Origin of the sequence: Rhizobium sullae (assembly GCF_900169785.1) — a bacterium.
Taxonomy (GTDB): domain Bacteria; phylum Pseudomonadota; class Alphaproteobacteria; order Rhizobiales; family Rhizobiaceae; genus Rhizobium; species Rhizobium sullae.
In genome coordinates this window covers 101674-126840 of the sequence record NZ_FWER01000010.1, presented here as the reverse complement: position 1 = coordinate 126840, position 25167 = coordinate 101674, and the positions used below count along the sequence as shown (strand labels likewise).

At 59.1% G+C, this 25167-nt stretch carries 21 protein-coding genes; 18 read left to right on the top strand and 3 right to left on the bottom strand.

Annotated features, from left to right (window positions below; all coding sequences use genetic code 11):
- Nucleotides 1-107 precede the first annotated feature (107 nt).
- From hisB to coaA, 7 genes are read left to right on the top strand one after another with little or no spacing between them, the layout of a single operon-like run.
- Nucleotides 108-716, top strand: a complete 609-nt coding sequence (hisB, locus tag BN1800_RS11400; RefSeq protein WP_027513429.1) for an imidazoleglycerol-phosphate dehydratase HisB — start codon at nt 108-110, stop codon at nt 714-716.
- 24 nt (nt 717-740) lie between these two features.
- The gene (locus tag BN1800_RS11395) at nt 741-1226 is read left to right on the top strand and encodes a DUF2628 domain-containing protein (RefSeq protein ID WP_086997513.1); all 486 of its coding nucleotides are present in this window, start codon (nt 741-743) and stop codon (nt 1224-1226) included.
- Nucleotides 1226-1876, top strand: coding sequence for an imidazole glycerol phosphate synthase subunit HisH (gene hisH / locus BN1800_RS11390; protein ID WP_086997511.1), 651 nt, complete (start codon nt 1226-1228; stop codon nt 1874-1876). The genes BN1800_RS11395 and hisH overlap by 1 nt, the downstream gene beginning before the upstream one ends.
- Before the next feature lie 29 nt (nt 1877-1905).
- A complete protein-coding gene (gene hisA, locus BN1800_RS11385) occupies nt 1906-2655 on the top strand; it encodes a 1-(5-phosphoribosyl)-5-[(5-phosphoribosylamino)methylideneamino]imidazole-4-carboxamide isomerase (RefSeq protein WP_086997508.1) in 750 nt (249 codons plus the stop codon).
- A complete protein-coding gene (gene hisF / locus BN1800_RS11380; RefSeq protein WP_086997505.1) occupies nt 2652-3440 on the top strand; it encodes an imidazole glycerol phosphate synthase subunit HisF in 789 nt (262 codons plus the stop codon). Before hisA ends, hisF begins: the two co-directional genes overlap by 4 nt.
- A gap of 14 nt (nt 3441-3454) precedes the next feature.
- Nucleotides 3455-3778 carry a phosphoribosyl-ATP diphosphatase gene (locus BN1800_RS11375; RefSeq protein WP_086997502.1) on the top strand — a complete coding sequence of 108 codons (324 nt, stop codon included), beginning with the start codon at nt 3455-3457 and terminating at the stop codon, nt 3776-3778.
- Nucleotides 3775-4770 (top strand): type I pantothenate kinase, encoded by a 996-nt coding sequence (gene coaA, locus BN1800_RS11370; protein WP_027513435.1) that lies wholly within the window; start codon nt 3775-3777, stop codon nt 4768-4770. The genes BN1800_RS11375 and coaA overlap by 4 nt, the downstream gene beginning before the upstream one ends.
- A 6-nt stretch (nt 4771-4776) precedes the next feature.
- Here coaA and BN1800_RS11365 read toward each other — a convergent pair whose 3' ends face one another.
- From BN1800_RS11365 to BN1800_RS11355, 3 genes are all read right to left on the bottom strand, one after another.
- Nucleotides 4777-5388 (bottom strand): alpha-ketoglutarate-dependent dioxygenase AlkB family protein, encoded by a 612-nt coding sequence (locus BN1800_RS11365; protein ID WP_086997499.1) that lies wholly within the window; start codon nt 5386-5388, stop codon nt 4777-4779.
- Nucleotide 5389: 1 nt separating this feature from the next.
- Entirely contained in the window at nt 5390-5824 is a 435-nt protein-coding gene (gene arfB / locus BN1800_RS11360; protein ID WP_086997496.1) for an alternative ribosome rescue aminoacyl-tRNA hydrolase ArfB, read from the bottom strand.
- A gap of 96 nt (nt 5825-5920) precedes the next feature.
- Nucleotides 5921-7531, bottom strand: coding sequence for a phosphoenolpyruvate carboxykinase (locus tag BN1800_RS11355; RefSeq protein WP_086997492.1), 1611 nt, complete (start codon nt 7529-7531; stop codon nt 5921-5923).
- A gap of 344 nt (nt 7532-7875) precedes the next feature.
- On the opposite strand from BN1800_RS11355, the gene BN1800_RS11350 reads away from it, so the two are divergent.
- From BN1800_RS11350 to addA, 11 genes are all read left to right on the top strand, one after another.
- Complete coding sequence (locus BN1800_RS11350) at nt 7876-8607, top strand: response regulator transcription factor (RefSeq protein ID WP_210191275.1); 732 nt, start codon at nt 7876-7878, stop codon at nt 8605-8607.
- Between the two features lie 77 nt (nt 8608-8684).
- Nucleotides 8685-10478: a sensor histidine kinase gene (locus BN1800_RS11345; protein ID WP_086997487.1), complete on the top strand. Its 1794-nt coding sequence runs from the start codon at nt 8685-8687 to the stop codon at nt 10476-10478.
- Nucleotides 10478-10927, top strand: coding sequence for an HPr kinase/phosphorylase (locus BN1800_RS11340; protein WP_086997484.1), 450 nt, complete (start codon nt 10478-10480; stop codon nt 10925-10927). The genes BN1800_RS11345 and BN1800_RS11340 overlap by 1 nt, the downstream gene beginning before the upstream one ends.
- Nucleotides 10928-11079: 152 nt before the next feature.
- On the top strand, nt 11080-11481 hold the full coding sequence (locus BN1800_RS11335; RefSeq protein ID WP_027513442.1) for a PTS sugar transporter subunit IIA: 402 nt from the start codon (nt 11080-11082) through the stop codon (nt 11479-11481).
- A 17-nt stretch (nt 11482-11498) separates the two neighbouring features.
- Entirely contained in the window at nt 11499-11774 is a 276-nt protein-coding gene (locus BN1800_RS11330; RefSeq protein WP_027513443.1) for an HPr family phosphocarrier protein, read from the top strand.
- Nucleotides 11775-11941: 167 nt separating this feature from the next.
- On the top strand, nt 11942-13342 hold the full coding sequence (gene ahcY, locus BN1800_RS11325) for an adenosylhomocysteinase (protein ID WP_086997481.1): 1401 nt from the start codon (nt 11942-11944) through the stop codon (nt 13340-13342).
- Between the two features lie 202 nt (nt 13343-13544).
- Nucleotides 13545-16133, top strand: a complete 2589-nt coding sequence (locus tag BN1800_RS11320; RefSeq protein WP_086997478.1) for a PAS domain-containing sensor histidine kinase — start codon at nt 13545-13547, stop codon at nt 16131-16133.
- Nucleotides 16130-17632, top strand: a complete 1503-nt coding sequence (gene tsaE / locus BN1800_RS11315; protein ID WP_425298989.1) for a tRNA (adenosine(37)-N6)-threonylcarbamoyltransferase complex ATPase subunit type 1 TsaE — start codon at nt 16130-16132, stop codon at nt 17630-17632. Before BN1800_RS11320 ends, tsaE begins: the two co-directional genes overlap by 4 nt.
- A 23-nt stretch (nt 17633-17655) precedes the next feature.
- Nucleotides 17656-18390 (top strand): nucleotidyltransferase family protein, encoded by a 735-nt coding sequence (locus tag BN1800_RS11310; RefSeq protein ID WP_086997475.1) that lies wholly within the window; start codon nt 17656-17658, stop codon nt 18388-18390.
- 3 nt (nt 18391-18393) lie between these two features.
- Nucleotides 18394-21588: a double-strand break repair protein AddB gene (addB, locus tag BN1800_RS11305; protein ID WP_086997472.1), complete on the top strand. Its 3195-nt coding sequence runs from the start codon at nt 18394-18396 to the stop codon at nt 21586-21588.
- Complete coding sequence (gene addA, locus BN1800_RS11300) at nt 21581-25132, top strand: double-strand break repair helicase AddA (RefSeq protein ID WP_086997469.1); 3552 nt, start codon at nt 21581-21583, stop codon at nt 25130-25132. The genes addB and addA overlap by 8 nt, the downstream gene beginning before the upstream one ends.
- Nucleotides 25133-25167: the final 35 nt, after the last annotated feature.

Genomic DNA, 25167 nt, shown 5'->3' with positions numbered 1-25167 from the left:
TTTGCCGATGCCGATTGCAAATGGGCGGGTTTTTCTGCCGGTGCGCTTCTGGATATTTTGCGGAACGCCTGATAAGGAACGGCCGTCATTCCCGATGGAGCAGCCATATGGCCGATACTGCAGCAAGCCGCACGGGCAGTGTTTCCCGCAAGACGAAAGAGACTTCGGTTTCCGTTTCCGTCAATCTTGACGGCAGCGGCAAAGCCAAGATTTCGACGGGCGTCGGCTTCTTCGACCATATGCTAGACCAGCTTTCGCGACACTCACTGATCGACATGGACATCGAAACGAAGGGCGACCTGCATATCGACGATCACCACACAGTCGAAGATACCGGGATCGCGATAGGCCAGGCGATTGCAAAAGCGCTCGGCGACCGCCGCGGCATCACCCGCTATGCTTCGATCGACCTTGCCATGGACGAGACGATGACGAAAGCTGCTGTCGATCTTTCCGGTCGTCCGTTCCTGGTCTGGAATGTCGCCTTCAGCGCGCCGAAGATCGGCGCCTTCGACACCGAACTTGTCCGCGAATTCTTCCAAGCACTGGCGCAGAACGCCGGCATCACCTTGCATATCTTGAACCAATATGGTGCCAACAACCATCATATTGCAGAGACCTGCTTCAAGGCCGTTGCCCGCGCGCTGCGCATGGCGACAGAGATCGATCCGAGACAGGCGGGCCGTGTTCCCTCGACGAAGGGCACGCTCGTCTGAGCCCCTTCAGGGAGCTTGAACGATATGACTTCCAGCTATCTGGTTCTGACGCCTCCGGGCGGGACGGATGTCACCCATGAGAAGACGCGCGTCATCCGCGACGGCTTCACCCTGCTCGGCTTTCTTTTCCCCTGGCTATGGCTTCTTGCGCACCGGCTTTGGCTCCATGCGATTGCAGCATTCCTGCTTCAAGGCCTGGGCGGTGTTCTTATGGATCGGCCCGGGCTCTGGCCGGCAGGTTTTGCGATCACAATTGGTACCTGCATTCTGGCCGGTTTCGAGGGCCAGAACCTGCGGATCCGAAATCTCGCTTCCAAAGGCTGGAACGAGGAAGCCGTGATCACCGCGGATTCGCTTGCGACCGCAGAAGAGATCTACTTTTCGAATTTTGAGACCAATGCAGATGGCGACAGCATGCCCGCGCCCGAATGGGAGCGACATCCGCCTTCCCCCCGCCGCAATGGCAATACGACTTCGCTTGGTCTCTTTGGGTTTAACGGAGCACGCTAATGCGCGTCGCAATTATCGACTACGGCTCGGGCAATCTGCGCTCGGCAACAAAGGCCTTTGAGCGCGCAGCCCGCGAGGCAGGCATCGACGCGCATATCGACCTGACGGACAAGGCCGACAATGTCGCGTCGGCCGACCGCATCGTTCTGCCGGGTGTCGGTGCCTATGCCGATTGCCGCCACGGGCTCGATGCTGTTCCCGGCTTGGCCGAGGCGCTGATCGAAGCGGTCGAAAGGAAGGCTCGGCCCTTCCTCGGCATCTGTGTTGGTATGCAACTGATGTCGTCACGCGGCCTCGAAAAGACGGTGACGCGAGGTTTTGGCTGGATTCCTGGCGACGTCGTCGAAATGAACCCCAACGATCCCGATCTCAAGATACCGCAGATCGGCTGGAACACGCTCGACCTCAAGCATCCGCATCCGCTCTTCGAAGGCATTCCGACAGGGCCTGGTGGTCTGCATGCCTATTTTGTGCATTCCTACCATTTGGCCGCTAGGAACGCCGGTGACGTCATTGCGACGACAGAGTATGGCGGGCCGATGACGGCCTTCGTCGGACGCGACAATATGGCCGGTTCGCAATTCCATCCGGAAAAAAGCCAGAAGCTTGGTCTTGCCCTGATCACCAATTTCCTGCGCTGGAAGCCTTAGGCTCGCGCAACCTGCAAGGACTGAATCACATGATACTATTTCCCGCCATTGACCTGAAGGACGGCCACTGCGTTCGCCTGAAGCTCGGCGACATGGAGCAGGCAACGGTCTACAACCCCGACCCTGCCGCACAGGCGAAAACCTTCGAGGATCAGGGCTTCGAATGGCTTCATGTCGTTGACCTCAACGGTGCCTTTGCTGGCGAGAGCGTCAATGGAGCCGCTGTCGATGCAATCCTCAAGGCAACGACGAACCCGATGCAGCTCGGTGGAGGCATACGGACGCTTGCCCATATCGAAAGCTGGCTGGTACGTGGCCTGACCCGCGTGATCCTCGGCACGATCGCCGTTCGCGATCCGGCGCTCGTTATCGAAGCCTGCAAGCAGTTTCCCGGCCGCGTTGCCGTTGGTATCGATGCGAAAGGCGGTAAGGTTGCCGTCGAAGGTTGGGCGGAAGCGTCCGAGCTTGGCGTCATCGAACTTGCCAGGAAATTCGAAGGTGCCGGCGTCGCGGCGATCATCTACACGGATATCGATCGCGACGGGATCCTGACCGGCATCAACTGGGCCTCGACGCTGGAGCTTGCCGATGCCGTTTCGATCCCGGTGATCGCCTCGGGCGGGCTCGCTTCGATCCGGGATGTGAAGCGCATGCTGCAGCCCGACGCCCGCAAGCTGGAAGGTGCCATCTCCGGCCGCGCGCTGTATGATGGGCGTATCGACCCCAAGGAAGCCTTGGCGCTGATCAAGGCGGCGCGGCAAAAGGATAATGCACAATGACCCTGAAAGCCCGCGTCATCCCCTGCCTCGACGTCAAGGACGGCCGTGTCGTCAAGGGCGTCAATTTCGTCAATCTGATTGATGCCGGCGATCCGGTCGAGGCTGCGAAAGCCTATGATGCAGCCGGCGCCGACGAACTCTGCTTCCTCGACATCACGGCTTCTTCCGACAACCGCGAAACCATTTTTGACGTCGTTTCCCGCACTGCCGAGCAGTGCTTCATGCCGCTGACCGTCGGCGGCGGCGTGCGCAGCCTCGCCGATATCCGCAAGCTACTTCTTTGCGGTGCCGACAAGGTTTCGATCAACTCAGCGGCGGTGAACAACCCGGATTTCGTCGCCGAAGCGGCTGACAAGTTCGGCGACCAATGCATCGTCGTTTCGATCGACGCCAAGCGGCGCCGCACCCAAGCCGTTGGCCAGGACAACTTGAGCGCCTGGGAAATCTATACCCACGGCGGACGCAATGCGACCGGCATCGATGCCTTGGAATTTGCGCAGAAGATGGTTGCGCGCGGGGCCGGGGAGCTTCTCGTCACTTCCATGGATCGCGACGGTACGAAAGCCGGCTACGATCTTGAACTCACCCGGGCAATCGCCGATTCCGTCCGCGTGCCCGTCATCGCTTCAGGCGGCGTCGGCGATCTCGACGACTTGGTCGCGGGCGTGAAGGATGGCCATGCCAATGCCGTGCTTGCTGCATCCATCTTCCACTTCGGCACCTATTCCGTCGGCGATGCGAAACACTATATGTCTTCGCACGGCATCGCGATGCGCCTCGACTGATTGAAAGTGACAGAATGACCGGATTTTCCCTTTCCGATCTGGAAAAAATCGTCGACGAACGGTCGAAGGCCCCACCGGATGAATCCTGGACGGCAAAGCTCGTTGCCGCCGGGCAGCAGAAGGCCGCGAAGAAACTCGGCGAAGAAGCCATTGAAGCCGTTATGGCTGCCGTGACCGACGATCGCGACAATCTTACCTACGAGACGGCCGACCTCCTCTATCACCTTTTGGTCGTATTGAAGATAGCAGGCATTCCGTTGCAGGATGTAATGGCGGAACTTGAGCGACGTACCGCTCAATCCGGCCTCAAGGAAAAGGCCAGCCGGCAGAGTTCATGAGTATCGCGACGCAAATTCTTGGGGCGCCAGAAGCGCTCGATCACTTCCAGGCGAATTCCTATTCGCCCTACAATTTCTTTTCTTCCGAGGAATGGGCGAAGTTCCGCGCCGACACGCCGCTCACGCTAACGGCCGAGGAAGTCGCGAGACTACGCTCGATGGGCGATCCGGTCGATCTCGACGAAGTCCGGCGCATCTACCTCTCACTGTCGCGTCTGCTTTCTTCACACGTCGAATCATCGCAATTGCTCTTCGAGCAGCGCAACCGATTCCTGACCCTGTCCGACGTGACAAAAACGCCCTTTGTCATCGGCATCGCCGGCTCTGTCGCCGTCGGCAAATCGACGACCGCGCGTATCTTGAAGGAGCTCCTGCGGCGCTGGCCGTCGAGCCCAAAAGTCGACCTGATCACGACGGACGGCTTCCTGCATCCGAACGCGGTACTCGAACGCGAAAACCTGATGCAGCGCAAAGGCTTTCCGGAAAGCTACGACACAGGCGCCATCCTGAAATTTCTCTCCGCGATCAAGGCCGGGCAGCCGAATGTAAAAGCCCCCGTTTATTCTCACCTTGTCTATGACGTGGTTCCGAACGAATACACGATCATCGACCGGCCAGACATCCTGGTGTTCGAAGGCATCAACGTTCTGCAGTCGCGTGACCTTCCTGCCGACGGCAAGATCGTGCCGATGGTTTCCGACTTCTTCGATTTCTCGATCTACATCGATGCCGAAGAAGAACTGATCCACAACTGGTACGTCACACGCTTCATGCGCCTGCGCGAAACCGCCTTCCGCGATCCGAATTCCTATTTTCATCGCTACGCCTCGATCAGCGAGAAAGAAGCGCTTTCGATCGCGGAGGGGCTCTGGGCCAACATCAACCTGAAGAATCTCCGGCAGAACATCCTGCCGACCCGCCCACGCGCTGATTTGATCCTGCGCAAAGGCGAGAACCACCTTATCGAGCAGGTCGCGCTCAGGAAACTTTAGCCGGATTCACGTATCGACACGCCTTAACGTCAGGTTGATCCGCCCGCCATGCTTGAGCAGCGTCGATGTCGCCGGATAGATGCGGTCGACGCCGTGAAAGCACAGACGCCCTTCGCCCCCAAGCACCACGATGTCGCCGCTGGCGAGTTTGATCGACTTCGTGCGGTCGGTGCGGGAAAGCCCGCCAACGCGGAAGAGGCAGTTGTTGCCGAGAGAGATCGAGACGACGGGCGCCGTCAGATCCCGCTCGTCCCTGTCTTGATGCAGGCCCATTTTTGCATCGTCGGAATAGAAATTGATCAGGCAAGCCTGCGGAGGTTTTCCGTAACCGGAAACATCGTTCCAGATGTCGAGAAGCATCTCCGGCATTGCCGGCCATGGCATGCCAGTGACCGGATGCGTCGATTGATAACGGTAGCCGCGCTCCTTGTCCGTGACCCAGCCGAGCGGTCCGCAGTTGCTCATCCGCACCGACATCGGCCTGCCCGTTCCCGGCATCACGGGCACGAAAAGCGGCGCTTCGGCGACGATGGAGCGAATCATTTCGACGAGTTCTTCCTGCCGGGCACGGTCAAGGTACTCGGGGAAATGACGAACGCCATTCGAAAGCTCCGGCATATCATTCTCCGCCAGGACGGCTGCGCATCTTCTTCACTTCGGCCCGCCCGGATTTTTCCTTCAGGCGGCGTTCGATCGAGCCTTTGGTCGGTTTTGTTTTCCTGCGCGGTGGCGGTGGCGGCTTGGCGGCTTCGAGGATCAATTCCTTGAGGCGTTCCCGCGCATCCTCGCGATTGCGATCCTGGCTGCGAAAACGACTTGCCTCGATCATCAGCACGCCCTCCTTTGACATGCGTTTGCCCGCCAGCTTCGTGGCATTCGTCTTGACACGCTCGGGAAGCGAGGGGGAATTCACGATGTTGAAGAACAGCTGGACGGCAGTCGAAACCTTGTTGACATTCTGGCCGCCGGGACCGCCAGCCAGAACGAACTGTTCCGTCAGCTCCCATCCAGCGATGGTAATCCTGTCGTTGATATAGAGCGCGTCGCTAGCCATGCGCTTCTATCTCATATCGGCAGGAATTTTAAAACATGCAAAGAAAAACCCGGCGAAGGTCGCCGGGTTTCACGTGAATCATCAATGTCTTGTGGCCTATTCGGCAGCGGCCTTGATACCGGGTGCCGCATCGCGCACGCCGCCATCAACATGTGCCTCGAACTTCGCGAAGTTCGAAATGAACATTGAGACGAGCTTTTCTGCCTGAACGTCATATGCCGCCCCGTTGGCCCACGTGGAGCGCGGATCGAGAATGCTGGTTTCGACGCCAGCGACAGCAACGGGGACCGCGAAACCAAAATTCGGATCAATGCGGAACTCTGCCTTGGCCAGTTCGCCGGAGAGAGCTGCCGACAGCAAGGCGCGCGTTGCCTTGATCGGCATGCGCTTGCCGGTGCCGTATGCGCCGCCCGTCCAGCCCGTGTTGACCAGCCAGCAATCAACACCATGGCGGCCAATCAGCTGCTTCAAGAGATTGCCGTATTCAGTCGGATGACGCGGCATGAACGGCGCACCGAAGCAGGTCGAGAATGTCGCTTCCGGCTCCGTCACTCCCTTCTCCGTGCCGGCGACCTTTGCGGTATAGCCGGAAAGGAAGTGATACATGGCCTGATCCGGCGTCAGACGCGCGATCGGCGGCATGACGCCGAAAGCATCTGCCGTTAGCATGATGATCGTCTTTGGATGCGCGGCGAGGCCTGTCTTCGAGGCATTGGGAATGAAATCAAGCGGATAGGCGCAGCGGGTGTTTTCCGTCAGCGAACCGTCGTCGAAATCCGGCTCACGCCGTTCGTTGAGCACCACGTTTTCAAGCACCGTGCCGAAACGCTGCGTCGTCGCATAGATTTCCGGCTCCGCTTCCGCCGAAAGGCGGATCGTCTTGGCATAGCAGCCGCCTTCGAAGTTGAAGATGCCATTTTCGCCCCAGCCATGCTCGTCGTCTCCGATCAACGTACGCGTCGGATCAGCAGAGAGCGTCGTCTTGCCGGTGCCGGAGAGGCCGAAGAAAACCGCAGAATCACCATCCGGGCCGGCATTCGCCGAGCAATGCATCGGCATGACACCGGTTGCTGGAAGCAAGTAGTTAAGCACGGTGAAGACGGATTTCTTCATCTCGCCGGCATAAGAGGTGCCGCCAATCAGAACGAGGCCGTTCGTGAGATCACATGCAATCACCGTTTCACTGCGGCAGCCGTGGCGCTCCGGATCAGCCTTGAAGCTCGGCAGATCGATGATCGTCAGTTTCGGCACGAAGGATGCAAGGGCAGAAAGCTCCGGACGGATCAGAAGATTGCGGATGAAAAGCGAGTGCCAGGCAAATTCCGTCACGACACGCGTCGGCAGCGCGTATTTCTTGTCGGCGCCGCCGACCAGGTCCTGAGCGAAAAGCTCCTTGCCGACGGCATGCGCCAGCATATCTTGATGCAGCAACGCAAAATGCTCCGGCGACATCGGCTTGTTGTTGTCCCACCAAATTTTGCCGTCCGTATTGGCATCGCGGACGACGAATTTGTCGCGTGGCGAGCGGCCGGTATGCTGTCCTGTCAGAGCACGAAGGGCGCCTTGGGCCGTGAGTTCGGCTTCACCGCGGCGAATCGCTTCTTCATAAAGGGAGGCGGCGGTAAGGTTATAGCGGACGCTTTTTGCGCGTCCCAAACCGATCGTCGCCAGCGCTATCGCCGGGTTGTGAATTCCGAACGTCTCCATGGCTTTTCCTTTCGCCCAAGGCTCCCGCCGTTAAAACTGAGAGAAAAAGTAAGGTGACGAATTTTAAAAAGCAATAGCGCTAAATGAAGAAAATATAATGATATCAAATATTTAATCGATTTAAATTTATTTTATTCATTTTAAATCGTTTGAACTGAGCATTTTGGATCGATTTTTATCGCAACACTTGTGTCCTGCCGTTTTGATCATTGCGACAATGCTACCCTTTATCTTTGCCACAATTTGTTCCACCTTTATCCTCCATAAGCGCATCCGGTCGTTGGGGCCGGCCTGGGGACATCAAAAATTCCGGGAGATGCGCATAGATGACGGAGACGAACACCATGGCGACAATCGCGCTCGTTGACGACGACCGCAACATCCTGACTTCGGTGTCGATCGCACTGGAAGCCGAAGGATACAAGGTCGAAACCTACACGGATGGCGCCTCGGCCCTCGATGGCCTTATCGCGCGCCCGCCGCATCTTGCCATCTTCGATATCAAGATGCCGCGCATGGATGGAATGGAGCTCTTACGCCGCTTGCGGCAAAAATCCGATATGCCGGTGATTTTCCTCACCTCGAAGGATGAGGAGATCGACGAACTCTTCGGCCTCAAAATGGGCGCGGATGATTTCATCACAAAGCCATTCTCTCAGCGATTGCTTGTGGAACGGGTCCGCGCCGTGCTTCGTCGCGCCTCCAGCCGGGAAGCAACGGCCGTTTCGGGCGCCGGCGCTGCGCCTAAGGCGGGCGCTGCCCAGCTTGCGCGTTCGTTGGAGCGCGGCCAGCTTGTCATGGACCAGGAACGCCATACCTGCACGTGGAAGGGCGAACCGGTAACGCTGACGGTGACCGAGTTCCTGATCCTTCACTCGCTCGCACAGCGTCCGGGCGTAGTGAAAAGCCGCGATGCGCTGATGGACGCGGCCTATGACGAACAGGTCTATGTCGACGACCGCACCATCGACAGCCACATCAAGCGGCTTCGCAAGAAATTCAAGATGGTCGATACCGACTTTGATATGATTGAAACGCTTTACGGAGTGGGCTACCGCTTCCGCGAAGCAGCCTGACGCCGGACGGCGCGGCGCATGAGTATTGTCGAGGGCCGCAGGCCGGCAACGGCCGCGCCCTCCGAAAGGGCCTGTCGTTGGCACAGTTGGTGCAGGAAAGGGATTTGGATGATGCGGAAGGCTTGAGCGGCCGCCGTGTCAGGGGAAGGCGCTGGTCGCATCCCTTCACCATCATTCGCCGGATCTTCGGCAATGCGGTCTTTTCGAGCCTGACGCGCCGCATTCTCTTTTTCAATCTCGCAGCACTGCTCGTCCTTGTCGGCGGCATTCTTTACCTCAACCAGTTTCGCGAGGGGCTGATCGACGCCCGCGTCGAAAGCTTGCTCACGCAAGGCGAAATCATTGCCGGCGCGGTTTCGGCATCGGCTTCCGTCGATACCAACTCGATCACGATCGATCCGCAGAAGCTTCTCGAGTTGCAGGCCGGGCAAAGTATTACGCCTGTCCCGAATGATGAGGATCTGGAGTTCCCTATCGATCCGGAAAAGGTTGCACCGGTTCTCAGGCGGCTAATTTCGCCAACGCGAACGCGCGCCCGCATCTTCGATGCCGATGCCAACCTGCTTCTCGATTCCCGCCATCTTTATTCGCGCGGCCAGGTTTTGCGCTTCAATCTGCCGCCGGTCGAAGAGGAAAAGCAGACTTGGGGCGAATGGCTTACGACGCTCTTCAACAAGGCGTTGCAACCTGGAAACCTGCCGGTCTACAAGGAAGCGCCGGGCGGCGACGGATCAATCTATCCGGAAGTGATGAATGCGCTGACTGGTGTGCGCGGCGCCGTTGTACGCACCACCGAAAAGGGTGAGCTGATCGTCTCTGTGGCTGTCCCGGTCCAGCGTTTTCGCGCCGTTCTCGGCGTTCTGCTCCTTTCAACGCAGGCAGGCGACATCGACAACATCGTCCATGCTGAACGACTGGCGATTATGCGCGTCTTCGGTGTGGCGACGCTCGTCAACGTTCTGCTGTCGCTGGTTCTATCCTCGACTATCGCCAATCCGCTTCGCCGTCTCTCGGCTGCGGCGATCCGCGTGCGGCGCGGCGCGAAGGAGCGCGAGGAGATCCCCGATTTTTCGGCCCGCCAGGACGAGATTGGGAACCTTTCGATCGCCCTCCGCGCAATGACCACCGCACTTTATGACCGCATCGATGCGATCGAGAGTTTTGCCGCCGACGTCAGCCACGAGCTCAAGAACCCGCTGACGTCGCTTCGCAGCGCTGTGGAGACGCTGCCGCTTGCCAAGTCGGATGATTCCAAGAGACGGTTGATGGATGTGATCCAACATGACGTCCGCCGCCTCGATCGTCTCATCAGCGATATCTCCGACGCCTCGCGCCTTGATGCCGAGCTTGCCCGTGTCGATGCCCAATCCGTCGATCTCGAGGCTTTCCTCAGCGATCTGGTTGAGGTTTCCAGACAGATTCGCCATAAGAACAAGGACGTGCAGATAGAGTTCGCGATTGAACGCAAGCCTGGGATCAAGACGCGCTTCGTTGTTAACGGCCATGATCTTCGTATCGGACAGATCATCACCAACCTGATCGAGAACGCCCGCTCCTTCGTTCCAGATGAAGGCGGCAAGATCACAGTCCGGCTGTTTCGCACGCGGTCCCGTTGCATCGTCTACATCGAAGACAACGGCCCAGGTATCCAGGCGGAAAATATCGACCGTATCTTTGAGCGCTTCTACACCGACCGGCCGGAATCGGAAGGCTTCGGGCAGAATTCCGGTCTCGGCCTATCGATCAGCCGTCAGATCGCGGAGGCGCATGGCGGCTCGTTGCGCGCCGAAAACATCGTTGATGCGGAAACGGCTGAAGTGCTTGGCGCCCGCTTCATTCTCGCCCTGCCCGCAGTCTCGATGTCGTCGTGATGGGCGCGGCTTTCAACGTCAACGCCACGGCGATCGTCATCAACAGGACCGGTCTGCTCTTCGTTGGCCCCTCGGGCTGGGGTAAATCCATGCTGGCATTCACTTGTATCACGGAAGCGAAACGGATGGGGCTGGCTGCCTTGCTGGTCGCCGACGATCAGGTATTTCTGTCGAAACGCGATGGTGAGATCGTTGCTGAATGTCCTCCCGCAATCTCCGGGTTGATCGAACTGCGCGGTACCGGCATCGTCAAATGCGAAAGCGCCCCGCTCGCCCCGATGCATTACGCCGTGCTGCCCGGCAGTGCGTCGGGCGAGAATCGCCTCCCGCCCGACAACGACATCGCGCATTTCGCAGAAGATTTTTCGCTGCCGGCTCTTCGCTTGCTGGCAAACGCTACAGTACCTCTCGCGATTTTGATGGCAAAGGCACCGGACATAGGTCGATAGTGCCTGCTATACAGGCGGATTCGCCCCATATCTCTGCATTTTTATCTTGCACTTCGGCTTTTGATGGCCAAGATGTGCCCCCACCGGTGGACGCGATTGCTGCATTGCGATATTGGGGCCACCGTTTATATGCCATTGGGAGCAGTTAAATCATGATCGGACTTGTGCTTGTCACTCATGGCAAGCTGGCTGAAGAGTTTCGTCATGCCGTGGAGCATGTCGTCGGTCCTCAGAAATTTATCGAGACGGTCTGCATCGGCCCCGAAGACGATATGGATCAGAGACGGCAGGATATCCTGCACGCAGTCTCTGGCGCGGACGATGGCCACGGCGTCGTCATCCTGACCGATATGTTCGGGGGAACTCCTTCCAATCTCGCCATTTCGGTGATGAGCAGCGGTCATACGGAAGTGATTGCCGGCATGAACCTGCCGATGCTGATCAAGCTTGCCGGCGTACGCGGCGAAAACAACATGGAAAAGGCGCTCGTCGAAGCGTCGGAGGCCGGGCGGAAATACATCAATGTCGCCAGCCGCGTTCTGAGCGGCAAATGATGAGCACAAGCCCCGCCATGACCGCGCTTTCCCGGGAACTGCTCATCGTCAACAAACGCGGACTTCACGCGCGCGCCTCCGCCAAATTTGTCCAGATGGTCGAAACATTCGATGCTGCCGTTACAGTCTCGAAGGACGGCATGACGGTCGGCGGCACCTCGATCATGGGCTTGATGATGCTTGCTGCGAGTCCGGGCACGACCGTTCTCGTATCCGCGTGCGGCAACCAGGCCGCCGAAGCGCTGAACGCATTGGATCAATTGGTCCAGGACAAGTTCGGCGAAGAAATGTGAGCTTTCCGGGCTTCATATAAACATATAAAGACTTCTTTATATCCTTGTTGCCATTGCCTATGAAGCCTGCTACACGGCGAGCACGGCCGTGCGTCATGCACGCGCTCGAGCTATTGCGCCATCACTGCGCGCTTTGACTATGAGACGCTTTTCAGCTGGAGACCTCGATGAGCACTGAAAAAGATTATGTCGTCGCCGATATCGGTCTGGCGGATTTCGGCCGCAAGGAAATTACGATCGCCGAAACCGAAATGCCGGGCCTCATGTCCTGCCGCGCCGAATTCGGCCCGTCGCAACCGCTGAAGGGCGCGCGTATCACGGGCTCGCTGCACATGACGATCCAGACGGCTGTTCTGATCGAAACGCTGGTGGCGCTCGGCGCCCAAGTCCGCTGGGCCTCGTGCAACATCTTCTCGACGCAGGACCATGCCGCTGCCGCAATCGCGGCTTCCGGCGTTCCGGTCTTTGCCGTCAAGGGCGAATCGCTCGAGGACTACTGGGTCTACACCGACAAGATCTTCCAGTGGGGCGATGGCGGTCTCTCCAACATGATCCTCGACGATGGTGGCGACGCTACCATGTACATCCTGCTCGGCGCGCGTGCTGAAGCTGGCGAAGACGTGCTCTCGCACCCGCATTCCGAAGAAGAAGAAATCCTCTTTGCACAGATCAAGAAGCGGCTTGCCGCTTCACCAGGCTGGTTCACGAAACAGCGTGATGCGATCAAGGGTGTCACCGAAGAAACCACCACTGGCGTCAACCGCCTCTACCAGCTTAGCCAGAAGGGCCTGTTGCCCTTCCCGGCGATCAACGTCAACGACTCGGTCACCAAGTCGAAATTCGACAACAAGTACGGTTGCAAGGAATCGCTGGTCGATGGCATCCGTCGCGCCACTGACGTGATGATGGCCGGCAAGGTTGCCGTCGTCTGCGGATATGGCGACGTCGGCAAGGGTTCGGCGGCGTCACTTTCCGGCGCCGGTGCCCGCGTCAAGGTCACGGAAGCCGATCCGATCTGCGCGCTGCAGGCCGCCATGGACGGTTATGAAGTCGTGCTGCTCGAGGACGTCGTCTCGTCGGCTGATATCTTCGTCACCACGACTGGCAACAAGGACGTCATCCGCATCGACCATATGCGTCAGATGAAGGATATGGCGATCGTCGGCAATATCGGCCACTTCGACAACGAAATCGAAGTTGCTTCGCTCCGCAACCTCAAGTGGACGAATGTAAAGCCACAGGTCGATCTGATCGAGTTCCCGAAGGGCAATCGCATTATCCTTCTCTCCGAAGGCCGCCTGCTCAACCTCGGCAACGCGACAGGCCATCCGTCCTTCGTCATGTCGGCTTCCTTCACCAACCAGACCCTGGCTCAGATCGAACTCTTCACCAAGCCGGATCAATATTCCAACCAGGTCTACATCCTGCCTAAGCACCTCGACGAGAAGGTTGCGCGCTTGCACCTCGACAAGCTTGGCGTGAAGCTGACGCAGCTTTCTGAAGAACAGGCCGCCTATATCGGCGTTTCGCCGAAGGGTCCTTTCAAGTCTGACCACTACAGATATTAATCTGAGCAACAATATCCACAACATCTTGGGGATGCCGCATTGACATATGCGGCATCCTTATTTTTTGGAACACACCTTTCCGCCGATTCCCTTCCGAAGTATTGTTTTAGAACTCGATTCGTGGCGCGGAGTTATCCGGTTTGCCCGAAAATGGGATGTCTTGTCGTAATGCGGCACATTGAAGGACGGAGACATACCGCTGATGTCGAAAGTGAATCACAACCTGCCGGGACAGGCGGACGAGGGCGTTTGGCCTGATGTCCGTTCAGTCGAGGCAGGTGAAAAACATACTTGTGCGGCGGCCAGAACAACCGTGAAGGTAAGCTCGGGATCACTGGCGCGGCTCGCAAGAATTTGCGCAGGCGGGACGGCTATCGCAGCTTTGGCGCGACCAGTTCTGGCTCAAGTCGAATCCGAAGCAATGGCATCCGCGCATCTTTTCACATCGTCGCAGGTCGTCGGTTTTTCCGTCGTGATCGGCGTCATTTCCGCAGCCTTGCTTTCGACGCTCTGGCTCGTGCGCCAGCGCGGCAATCTTGAAAACGAAAGCCGCGAAATCCGCTCTGCTCTTTCCGATGCGCATCAGCGTATTTCGCAATACCAGGCGCTGATCGCCGACAAGAATCGCCGCATCGTTGTCTGGGACGGCCACGAGCGGCCAGAGCTGCTCGGCCAGCTTCCAGCCGAGACCGGTGCGCCGCAAGACAGCGAATTCCTGGCGTTCGGCCTGTGGCTGAAACCTCGTTCTGCGTCGGAGCTCGAAAGGGCGATCGATCGTCTGCGTAGTGCCGCACAAAGCTTCGATATGGTCGTCGAAACCAATCGCGAAGAAATTCTCGAGGCGCAAGGCCGGGTTTCCGGTGGCCGCGCTTTCGTACGCTTCGTGGCACTCAACAATCTTCGCGCCGAGCTTGCCGAATTGAAGATCGAGCGCGACCGGCTGATGTCCTCGATCTCGGCCTTCCAGAACCTGCTCGACGCGATCGACCTGCCTGCCTGGCAGCGCGACTCCGAAGGACGCCTCGCCTGGGTCAATCAGGCCTATGGCGATGCGGTCGAGGCGAAGTCGCCGCAGCACGCGATCAACGAAGGACGGGAGTTCCTGACAACGATCGCCCGCGAACGCATCCGTGCTGCCGCCACGCCGGAATCACCTTTCCACGACAGGATTTCGACTGTCGTTCGTGGCAATCGCACCTTCTTCGACGTCGTGGACGTAAAGCTGCCGAGCGGTTCAGCGGGCATCGCTATCGACGTTTCGGATGCCGAATCGCTTCGCGCAGAGCTTGAACGCACGCTGAAAAGCCATGCCGAAACGCTGGACCACCTCGCGACGCCCGTTGCGATCTTCAATGGCGACCGCCGTCTGCAATTCTATAACCAGGCCTTCGTCGCACTCTGGGAACTCGACATCGCTTTCCTCGAAAGCAAACCTGACAATGCCGAACTGCTGGAGCGTTTGCGCGCCGCAAAGAAGCTTTCCGATCAGCTCAACTGGAAAAGCTGGAAGGAGGCCGCGCTTTCCGTCTATCGGGCGCTCGATACGCAAACGGACCTCTGGCATTTACCGAATGGGCAGACGCTGCGGGTCTTTGCGACCGCGCATCCACAAGGCGGCGCGACGTGGGTCTTCGAGAATTTGACCGAACAGGTCGCACTCGAAACGCGATACAACACGCTGGTCAAGGTTCAGGGTGAAACGATTGACCATCTCTCCGAAGGCGTTGCCGTTTTCGGACCTGACGGCCGTATGCGCCTTTCGAACCCGGCCTTCCGTATGCTCTGGGGCATTACAGAAGCCGAAGCCAAGCCGGGAACGCATATTCGCGCGATCGGCGAAGCGTGCTTGCCATCCTATGACCGGCCGGACGGCTGGAAGACCTTTGCAGAGTTGATTACCAGCTTCGATGACGAGCGCCGCTCCAGCCAGGGAACACTGGAATTGCTTTCCGGCCTTGTGCTGGACTACGCCATCATCCCGCTGCCGAATGCGCAGACAATGCTGACCTTCGTCAACATGACGGACAGCGTCCGCGCCGAACGTGCGTTGACGGAAAAGAACGAAGCACTGCGCAAGGCCGACGAACTGAAGAACGATTTCGTCCAACATGTCTCCTATGAGCTGCGTTCGCCGCTGACCAATATCATCGGCTTTGCCGATCTGCTGCGCACGCCAGGTGTCGGACCACTGAACGACCGCCAAGCCGAATATATCGACCACATTTCGACGTCCTCATCCGTTTTGCTGACGTTGGTCAACGATATTCTCGATCTTGCGACCGTCGATGCCGGCATCATGCGGCTCAATTATTCGGAGATCGATCTCAACGATCTTCTCGATGATGTCTCCATGCAGATCGCTGATCGGTTGCAGGAAAGCGGTGTAACGCTGGAGATCACGGCGCCTGCCTACCTTGGCTCGATCGTCGCCGATCCTCAGCGTCTGAAGCAAATCCTGCTGAAGTTGCTCGCCAATGCTGCGAATTTTTCGCCGGATGGTGCTGCAATCTCTCTCGAATGCCATCGCGAGGGCACGGATTTCGTCTTCTCGGTCCGTGACCGCGGCCCGGGTATTCCGCAGGAGATGATCGCAACGGTTTTCGACCGCTTTGCTACGGGCGAAAAGAGCGGCAAGCGTGGTGGTGCAGGCCTCGGCCTTTCGATCGTCGACAGCTTCGTTAGCCTGCATAATGGCAAGGTGGCGATCGACAGCCAACCAGGCAGGGGTACGAAGGTTATTTGCCGGATTCCCTCAGTCAGCCTGCCGCATTCCATCGCAGCGGCAGAATGATCACGGAAAACAGCGCAATCTCCCTTTTTCTGAAGGACGAGGCGGCAACAATCCGCTTCGGAGAAGATCTGGCGCTCGCGCTGAAAGCCGGCGATTGCCTAGCACTTTCCGGAGATCTCGGCGCAGGAAAATCGTCCCTTGCTCGCGCGCTTCTGCGCGCGATAGCGGACGACGAACGGCTTGAGGTACCGAGCCCGACGTTCACGCTTGTTCAATCCTACGATTTGCGGATCCCAGTTTCGCATTTCGATCTCTACCGCCTCGCTGACGGTGCGGAACTGGAGGAGCTCGGCTTCGACGAAGCCATTCAAAGCGGCATCTGCCTTGTCGAATGGCCGGAAATGGCAGAAGGCGAACTCCCCGCCGATCGCATCGCGATGAAACTGGAACACGAAGGCAGTGGCCGGCGCGCAACGATCGCCGCACCGCCCGGGCAGATGCAGAGAATCCGCCGGGCTCTCGCAATCCGCGCTTTTCTCACGAAAGCCGGGCACCCAACCGCCAAGCGCCGCTTCCTGACGGGTGATGCGTCGCTGCGTGCCTATGAAGCCATCTATCCGGATCAGGACGGTCGCAAGATCCTGATGGACTGGCCGCCGCTTCCCGAGGGACCGACAGTACTCGATGGAAAGCCTTATCCGAAGGTTGCCCACATCGCCGAGAATGCCTATCCTTTTGTTGCAATTGCCAATGTGCTACGCAAAAGGGGCTTTGCAACGCCCGAAATCTACGAGGTCGACTATGATCAGGGTATTTTGCTGATCGAAGATCTCGGCAGCGATGGGGTACTCGACGCGGACGGCAAGCCCATTGCCCAGCGCTACCGACAAAGTGTCGCCTGTCTGGCACAACTGCACGGGATGAAAATTCCACGCGATATCCGCGTCACCGAAACCCGCATCCATCACATTCCCGATTTCGACCGCACCGCGATGAAGATGGAAGTGCGCCTTGCTCTCGACTGGTATCTCCCCTGGCAGCGCGGTACGGCTGCCAGCGATCCCGAGCGTCAGGAGTATCTGGCGATCTGGGATGCGCTTATCGATGATCTCGCATCGGCGGAAAAAAATCTGTTGCTCCGCGATTTTCATTCGCCAAACATCATCTGGCGCGAAGGACAGCAAGGCATTCAGAAGGTCGGTCTCATCGATTTTCAGGACGCCATGATTGGCCCGACCGCCTATGACCTTGCGTCTATCGTGCAGGATGCGCGCGTCACCATCGAGCCTGCCCTGTTCAAGCAGCTCATGGACGACTATTTGGCTCTTCGTCGTGCACAGGGCAACTTTGAGGAAGCCGGCTTCCTGAAAAGCTGGGCGATCATGTCGGCCCAGCGCAACTGCAAGCTTGCCGGTCTCTGGGTGCGGCTGTTACAGCGCGACGGAAAGCCCGGCTATACGAAACACATGCCCCGCACGCTCTCCTATCTCAAGGTGGCGTTTGAACACGAAGCGCTCGCCCCCTTGCGCGATTGGTGCGCAAGGGCTGGAATAGGTTAGAGCGAATCATAGTCCCGGATCAGATGACCATCAAACAAGCCATGGTGCTGGCTGCCGGCCTTGGCACCCGCATGCGCCCTATCACCGATACGATCCCGAAGCCGCTGGTGAAAATCGACGGCAAGCCGATGATCGACTATGCATTGGACTCGCTGGCCGAGGCAGGCGTCGAGAGGGCGGTTGTTAACGTCCACCATTTTGCCGACCAGATGCTCGCACATCTGAATTCCTACGAAGCGCTCGAAATCATTATTTCCGACGAACGCGACCGGCTGATGAACAATGGCGGCGGCCTGGCAAAGGGCCTCAAGCTGCTTGATCGTGGCACGGTTTTCGTCACCAATGCCGATCTTTTCTGGATCGGCGAGCGCCCTGACAGGCCGAGCAATCTTCGACATTTAGCCGGATTCTTCGATGCGAGCCGGATGGACATGGCGATGCTCTGCGTCAAGCTCGCGGATACGACCGGCCACAACGGCAAGAATGACTTCAACCTTGCCCCAGATGGCAGGCTTACCCGCTATCATGAAGAGGGTCCGAATCCCGTCGTCTATGCCGGCGCGATCGTCATGGACACATCGTTGTTGGACGACGCGCCCGCCGATGAACCGTTCAATATCAATATCTACTTCGATAAAGCGATCGAGCGCGGACGGCTTTTCGGTACGATGCTCGAAGGCCATTGGCTGACGGTCGGGACGCCGGAGGCGATCGGCGAAGCGGAGGAAACGATCCGGCGCTTCCGGACGTTTGTGTGACGGATGGCCGAACGGCACCAGCCCCGCGTTCTAACGATCCCAACAGGTCTGCCTTTCCTGAAGACGCTTGCCGCGGCGCTCTGCGACGGCCGTCTCGCGCCGCTCTTCCGGCACGATCCAGATGATCCGCTTTCGCTCTCCAAGGTGACGATTTACCTGCCAACGCGACGCGCTGCCCGCGTGCTGCGTTCGGAATTCGTCGATCTCCTTGGTGGCCGTTCGGCAATCTTGCCGGTTATCCGGCCGCTCGGCGAGACGGATGACGACAGCGGCTATTTCGAGGAGGCGCTACCTGCGACACTCGATCTCGCGCAGCCGCTTTCGAACACGGCGCGCCTACTGGAACTTGCTCGCCTCATCCTCGCGTGGCGCAACAGGCTGCCAGACATCGTTCGGCGTGTCCACGCTGACTCGCCCTTGGCTGCGCCGGCGAGCCCGGCAGACGCGATCTGGCTCGCACGCAATCTTGCCGAATTGATCGATTCCATCGAGACCGAGGATCGCGAGTGGTCGGAGCTCTCGAAGCTCGATGCCGAAGATCACGCTCTGTGGTGGCAGTTGACGGCCGAATTTCTGCAGATTGCCAGCGCTTTCTGGCCGGAACGGCTTGCCGAGCTCGGAAAATCATCACCGGCACGGCATCGCAATGCCATCCTACGCGCGGAGGCCAATCGGCTCACAGCTGCCAAACCCGCCGGACCAATTATTATTGCCGGGTCCACTGGCTCGATGCCGGCGACGGCCGACCTCATCGCTGCCGTCGCCAATCTTCCTGAAGGCGTGATCGTGCTGCCAGGTCTCGATCTATCCATGCCGGATGCGCATTGGCAGATGGTTGCGCCAGAGATCACCGCTGACGAGCGGACCAACCCCGCGAGCCGAAGTCACCCGCAATATGGCCTTTCATCCCTCCTCAAACGGTTGAAACTCACGCGCGGCGACGTCGTTGTAATCGAGGAGGCGGAACAAGATCTGCATCGCCGCGCAGAAATTCTTTCCCGCGCCCTTGTGCCCGCGGAAGCGACGAGCAATTGGGGCGAATGGAAGAAGGAGCTCCCGAATGATGCATTGGCGGCAGCCTTTGCCGATGTCTCGCTGATCGAAACCGCAAACGAACGCGAGGAAGCGACCGCGATCGCCATAGCCTTACGGCTGGCATTGGAGCAGCCGGGACGAAACGGCGACAGCCAGGCAGCGCTTATCACGCCCGACCGCAATCTCGCCCGACGCGTGATGGCAGAGCTCTCCCGTTTCGGCATCTTGGCCGACGACTCGGCCGGCACGCCACTTGCTGCTATGCTGCAGGGCACGCTTTTGCAACTGCTTCTCGAAGCAACACTCCGGCCCGGCGATCCGGTCTTAATCGTGGCCTTGCTCAAACATCCACTGGCCCGCTTCGGCCTCGAACGCGGCGCGCTCACACAAGCCATCGAGGCACTGGAACTACTCGCCTTGCGTGGTGGCGTTGCCGAAGTTGATATCACCGCGCTGGAACCCTTACTCGATCATCAACTTTCAGAGCAGGCACGGGATAGACACGCGCCGAACTGGCGGAGGTCGCTTCCGCCGGAAGCGGTGGAGCAAGCGCGCAATCTTGCCCGGCGGGTGTCGAATGCGACCGAACCACTGGCATCCGCGCTCGTCCGGCACCGACCGGATGGCAGTGGACTGACGACCAGCTTCACCCTTTCCGATTGGGCAGAGCGGACCGGACGTGCGCTCGAAGCTGTAGCAGTCGATGAACGCGGCACCCTCGCCAATCTCTGGGCTGGTGAAGCGGGTGATTCACTTGCAAGCCTGCTGAGAGAAGTGATCGAGACGGAGGGCCAGATCGAAGCCGATGGACCGCAATGGATCGATATCATGGCGGCTCTTTCGGCAGGCCAGGCGGTCAAACCGCGCGCGCTCAGCCATCCGAGGGTCTTCATATTCGGCACATTGGAGGCGCGGCTGCAAAGCGTCGACACGCTGATCCTAGGGGGACTGAATGAAGGCTCCTGGCCCGGTCAGACGGCAAACAATCCTTTCATCTCGCGCGCAATGAAGACGGAAATCGGCCTCGAGCCGCCGGAGCGACGCATCGGCCAACTCGCCCATGACTTCGAAATGGCGAGCGGAACACGGCATCTGATCTTTTCGCGCTCGCTGCGGCAAGGCTCGACGCCGACGGTCGCTTCGCGCTGGCTTCAGCGGCTGCTGGCGCTGGGTGGCGAGACTTTCGAAAGGGAACTGAAAGCACGCGGCGACCGCTTCGTGCATTGGGTAAGCCTGCTGGACGAGGGCAGGAGCCAAGTGCCTGCGCAGCGCCCCTCGCCCACGCCACCGCTCGAATTGCAGCCGAAATCCTATTCCTTCAGCGAGGCCGGCCGCTTGCGGCGCGACCCCTATTCAATCTATGCACGCCGCATCCTGCGGCTCGATCCGGTCGATCCCTTCAACCGCGATCCGGGTGCTGCAGAGCGCGGGACACTTTATCACGCAATCATCGACCGCTTTGTCCGTGAAGGTCATGCTGCCGGTATGCCGGAAGCCGCAGACGCGATGGAAACCATTCTGACGGAACTCTTCGATGTGGAGCGCCTGCCGCCGCACATCGACGCGGTCTGGCGTCCGCGTTTCCGGGAGGTGGCGCGCGCATTTCTCGAATGGGAAGCGGAGCGGCGGCCGGCGATCCGCAAGACCTATACGGAAGTGCGCGGCAGCGTGGAGCTCGAACCCATCAGCATCCGGTTGACCGGCGTGGCTGACCGCATCGATGCGACCGGTCCCAACGCCGCCGACATCATCGACTACAAAACCGGCTTCAATCCAACGCCCGCGCAGGCGCGCGCGCTACTCGACCCACAGCTGGCGCTCGAGGCTGCGGCGCTCAGTGCCGGTGCGTTTCGCGACATCGGAAGCCTGGTGCCGCAGGATCTCATCTATGTGCGCCTCCGGCCCGGCAGCCGTTTCCGCACTGACGTGGTCAACAACGAGACTTCGACGCGCAGCGACAAGGCAAAATCGGCCCGCGACCTGGCAGAGGAATCGATCGATCAATTGGTCAAATTCGTGTCTCTGCTGCAGTCCGGCGAGCGTGGCTTCACGTCACGGTTAATTCCGGCGCAGCAGTTCGATTTCGGCGGCGATTACGATCACCTGGCTCGCGTCTCCGAGTGGTCGACGGCCGAAAATGAAGAGGGGAGCGGTGATGAATGATCCGACCGCACTTCCAGAGGGCGACGATCCGCGCACGTGGATCAGTTGGACGACGATCCAGCAGTCGATTGCCTCCGACCCGTCGCGGTCAGCCTGGGTTTCAGCCAATGCTGGTTCTGGAAAGACGCATGTGCTGACGCAGCGTGTCATCCGGCTCCTACTTGCCGGCGCGCGGCCCTCTGCCATCCTCTGCCTCACTTATACCAAGGCAGCCGCATCTGAAATGTCGAACCGTGTCTTCGCACGTTTGGCCGAGTGGGCGGTGCTGCCAGACGAGGAACTGAAAAGCCGGATAACACAGATTGAAGGCGCGATACCGGATCAGCTCAAGCTTGCCGAAGCGAGACGGCTTTTTGCCAAGGCGTTGGAAACGCCGGGCGGACTGAAAATCCAAACCATCCATGCCTTTTGCGAGGCCTTGCTGCATCAGTTTCCGCTGGAGGCCAATGTCGCCGGACACTTTTCGGTTCTCGACGATCGCGCCGCGGCCACATTGCTCGCCGATGCGCGCCGCTCCCTGTTGACCGCGACGACACCCGAGCAGGATCCCACACTTGCTGATGCCTTTTCCTATGTTCTCAATCTCGGTGACGAGACCGGATTGGAGACACTGCTTGGCGAGATCGTCGCCAACCGTAACGCCATTCGCCGCTTCATTTCAACGGCTGAACACCGAGGCGGGATTGCGGCCACGCTGCGCAGGGAACTGCAACTTTCGGCCGACGAGACGGAGACCCAGATCATCTCGCAATACTGGCCGCTGCCGGGTCTTTTCGGCCTGACGCTCGACCTTTACCTGACACTGGCAGCCCAGAAGGGCGGTGCGAAGGCACAGGAAGTCACCTACGGCTTGCGGCAGGCTTCCAATGAGCGGAACGCGGCGAAGTGCGCCGAATTGCTGGAAAAGATATTCCTGACGGCGAAGGGCGAACCTAAGTCGGATTCGCAATTCACCGTCAAAGCCATGCTCTCCGATGCACCTGAGCTTGCAGATGCGATTTCCGAAGCGCGCGCGCATATCGTCGCCTGCCGCGACCGCCTCAAGATCATGCGCATGTTCAATGCCACGCATGCAGCGCTTATCCTCGCCGACCGGCTGAACCAGGATTACGAGGATCTAAAAAAACATCGCAGTCAGCTGGATTTCGAAGATCTCATCACCCGAACCGCGGATCTGCTGATGAAGAGCGGTGTCGGGCCTTGGATTCACTATAAGCTCGACCAGGGTATCGATCATATCCTGGTCGATGAGGCGCAGGATACGAGCCCGATCCAATGGAGCGTGATCCAGTCGCTGGCGGAAGATTTCTTTTCCGGCGAAAGTGCACGGGCCGTCGCGCGGACGCTGTTTGCCGTCGGGGACGAGAAGCAATCGATCTATTCCTTCCAGGGCGCGCGCCCGGAGCGTTTCTCCGAGGAGAGCGAGCACACAAGGAGGCGGGTTTCGGCAGGCGGTCAAATGTTTTCGTCCGTGCGTTTGCCCCTTTCCTTTCGCTCGACATCCGACGTTCTTGCTGCGGTCGACCACATCTTTGCATCACCCGAAAACGCGCGAGGCCTTAGCGCCGTCGAAGAGCCGGTCGTTCACCGCTCTAGCCGCATCGGTCACCCGGGTGCCGTCGATCTCTGGGAGACGATTGCCCCCGAAACCACCGTTAAGGACGAAGACTGGACGGCGCCATTCGACGCGACGCCCGAAAGCGCCCCGGCCGCGATCCTTGCCCGGCGTATGGCCCACACGATCGAGCGGCTTGTCGGACACGAGACGATCGTCGAGAAAGGCAAGGAACGCCTTATCCAGGCTGGCGACATCCTTGTGCTGGTCCGCAAGCGTGATGCCTTTGTCAACGCTCTGACCCGCGCGCTGAAGCGGCGCAACAATATTCCGGTCGCGGGTGCCGACCGCCTCAAGCTCACCAGCCATATCGCCGTCCAAGACTTGCTGGCGCTTGGCCGTTTCCTCCTATTGCCGCAGGATGATCTTTCATTGGCGGCCGTGCTCAAGAGCCCGCTGTTCGACCTGTCGGAAGACGATATCTTCGCACTCGCTGCACTGCGCGGCGAGTATGAAAGCGTCTGGACTCATCTGCAGAAATTTGCAGCAGACGGTAACGAGCGATATGCGGCCGCGGCTGAAAAGCTCGCGCTACTTCTTCATCAATCACGAAACCTGTCCGTCCACGACTTTTACTCGCGTCTGCTTGGCGTTCACGGCGGCCGGCGGCAGTTTCTCGCGCGTCTTGGCACCGAGGTCAGCGATATTCTGGACGAGTTCCTGACATTCGCGCTCGATCACGAAAGCTCGGGACTCCCTGGCCTGCAATCCTTCATCTCGACACTGGAGCTCGAAGCGCCCGAAGTGAAGCGCGAGCAGGACAAGGGCCGCAACGAGGTGCGGATTATGACCGTACATGCTTCCAAGGGGTTGGAAGCACCGATCGTTTTCCTTGTCGACGGCGGCTCGAAGGCTTTCACGCATACGCACATGCCAAAACTGCGTCTGCTCGAAACAAACGCAGACGCCCCTCTGATACCGGTCTGGGTCCCGGTCAGCGACCTTACCAATTCGATGACGCAAACCGATACGGCACGGCTTCAGAAATTGGCGGAGGAGGAATACCGGCGGCTGCTCTATGTGGCGATGACGCGTGCCGCCGACCGATTGATTGTCTGCGGCTATCGCGGTGTCAGGGCAAACACCGATACCTGGCACATGATGATTTCATCGGCGATGGCGGACAGCCACCCGCACGTTATGCCCGCAACTTTCGAAGGACTAGATGGCGAATGGCAGGGCGTGAAATGGCGCGTGCCGCAAGTAGGCCGCACGTTCGAGCGCTCCGAGAGACCAGAAGACAAGGACGAACGGGAAACCTTGCCCTCCAGCATTCTCAAACCGCTCCCGCCGCAAAGGCAACTGCCGAGACCTCTCAGCCCATCCGGCGCCGGAACGATCATCGATGAGGAGGCGGATAACCTGTTGATCAGTTCGCCGCTCTTTGCGGAAAAAACACGCTCGGACCGATCGTTGGAAAAAGGGCGCCTGATCCATCGCATGCTGCAGACTCTACCGGACATCGCTCCAGTCGAGAGAGCGGACGCCGCAGCGCGGTACGCGGCCCGTGCTGCACGTTTCTGGCCGGAAGCCGAACGGCAAGGGCTGGTTGATTCGGTTCTGCGGCTACTGGCAGATCAGAGTCTTCAGCCCATTTTTGCAACGCATGCGCAGCCGGAGGTCTCGATTATGGGCACGCTGGCCCTGGAGGGGCGCCACTATGCCGTTTCCGGCCGTGTCGACCGGCTGGCCGTGTTTGACGACCGCGTGGTCATCATCGATTACAAGACCAACCGCGTGCCGCCCGCCACGGCAAAGGATATTCCCTTCGCGCATCAAGCGCAGCTTGCGATCTACCGCGAAATCCTGGCACCGCTTTATCCCGGCAAGCGCATCGATTGCATGCTGGTTTATACCGACAACGCTACCGTTCATACCCTGACCGCGAGCGCGCTCGAAATGGCGCTTGCAGGACTCAAAACAAAGTGAAATACCGGACATTGAAAATTTGGCACCGCACCATC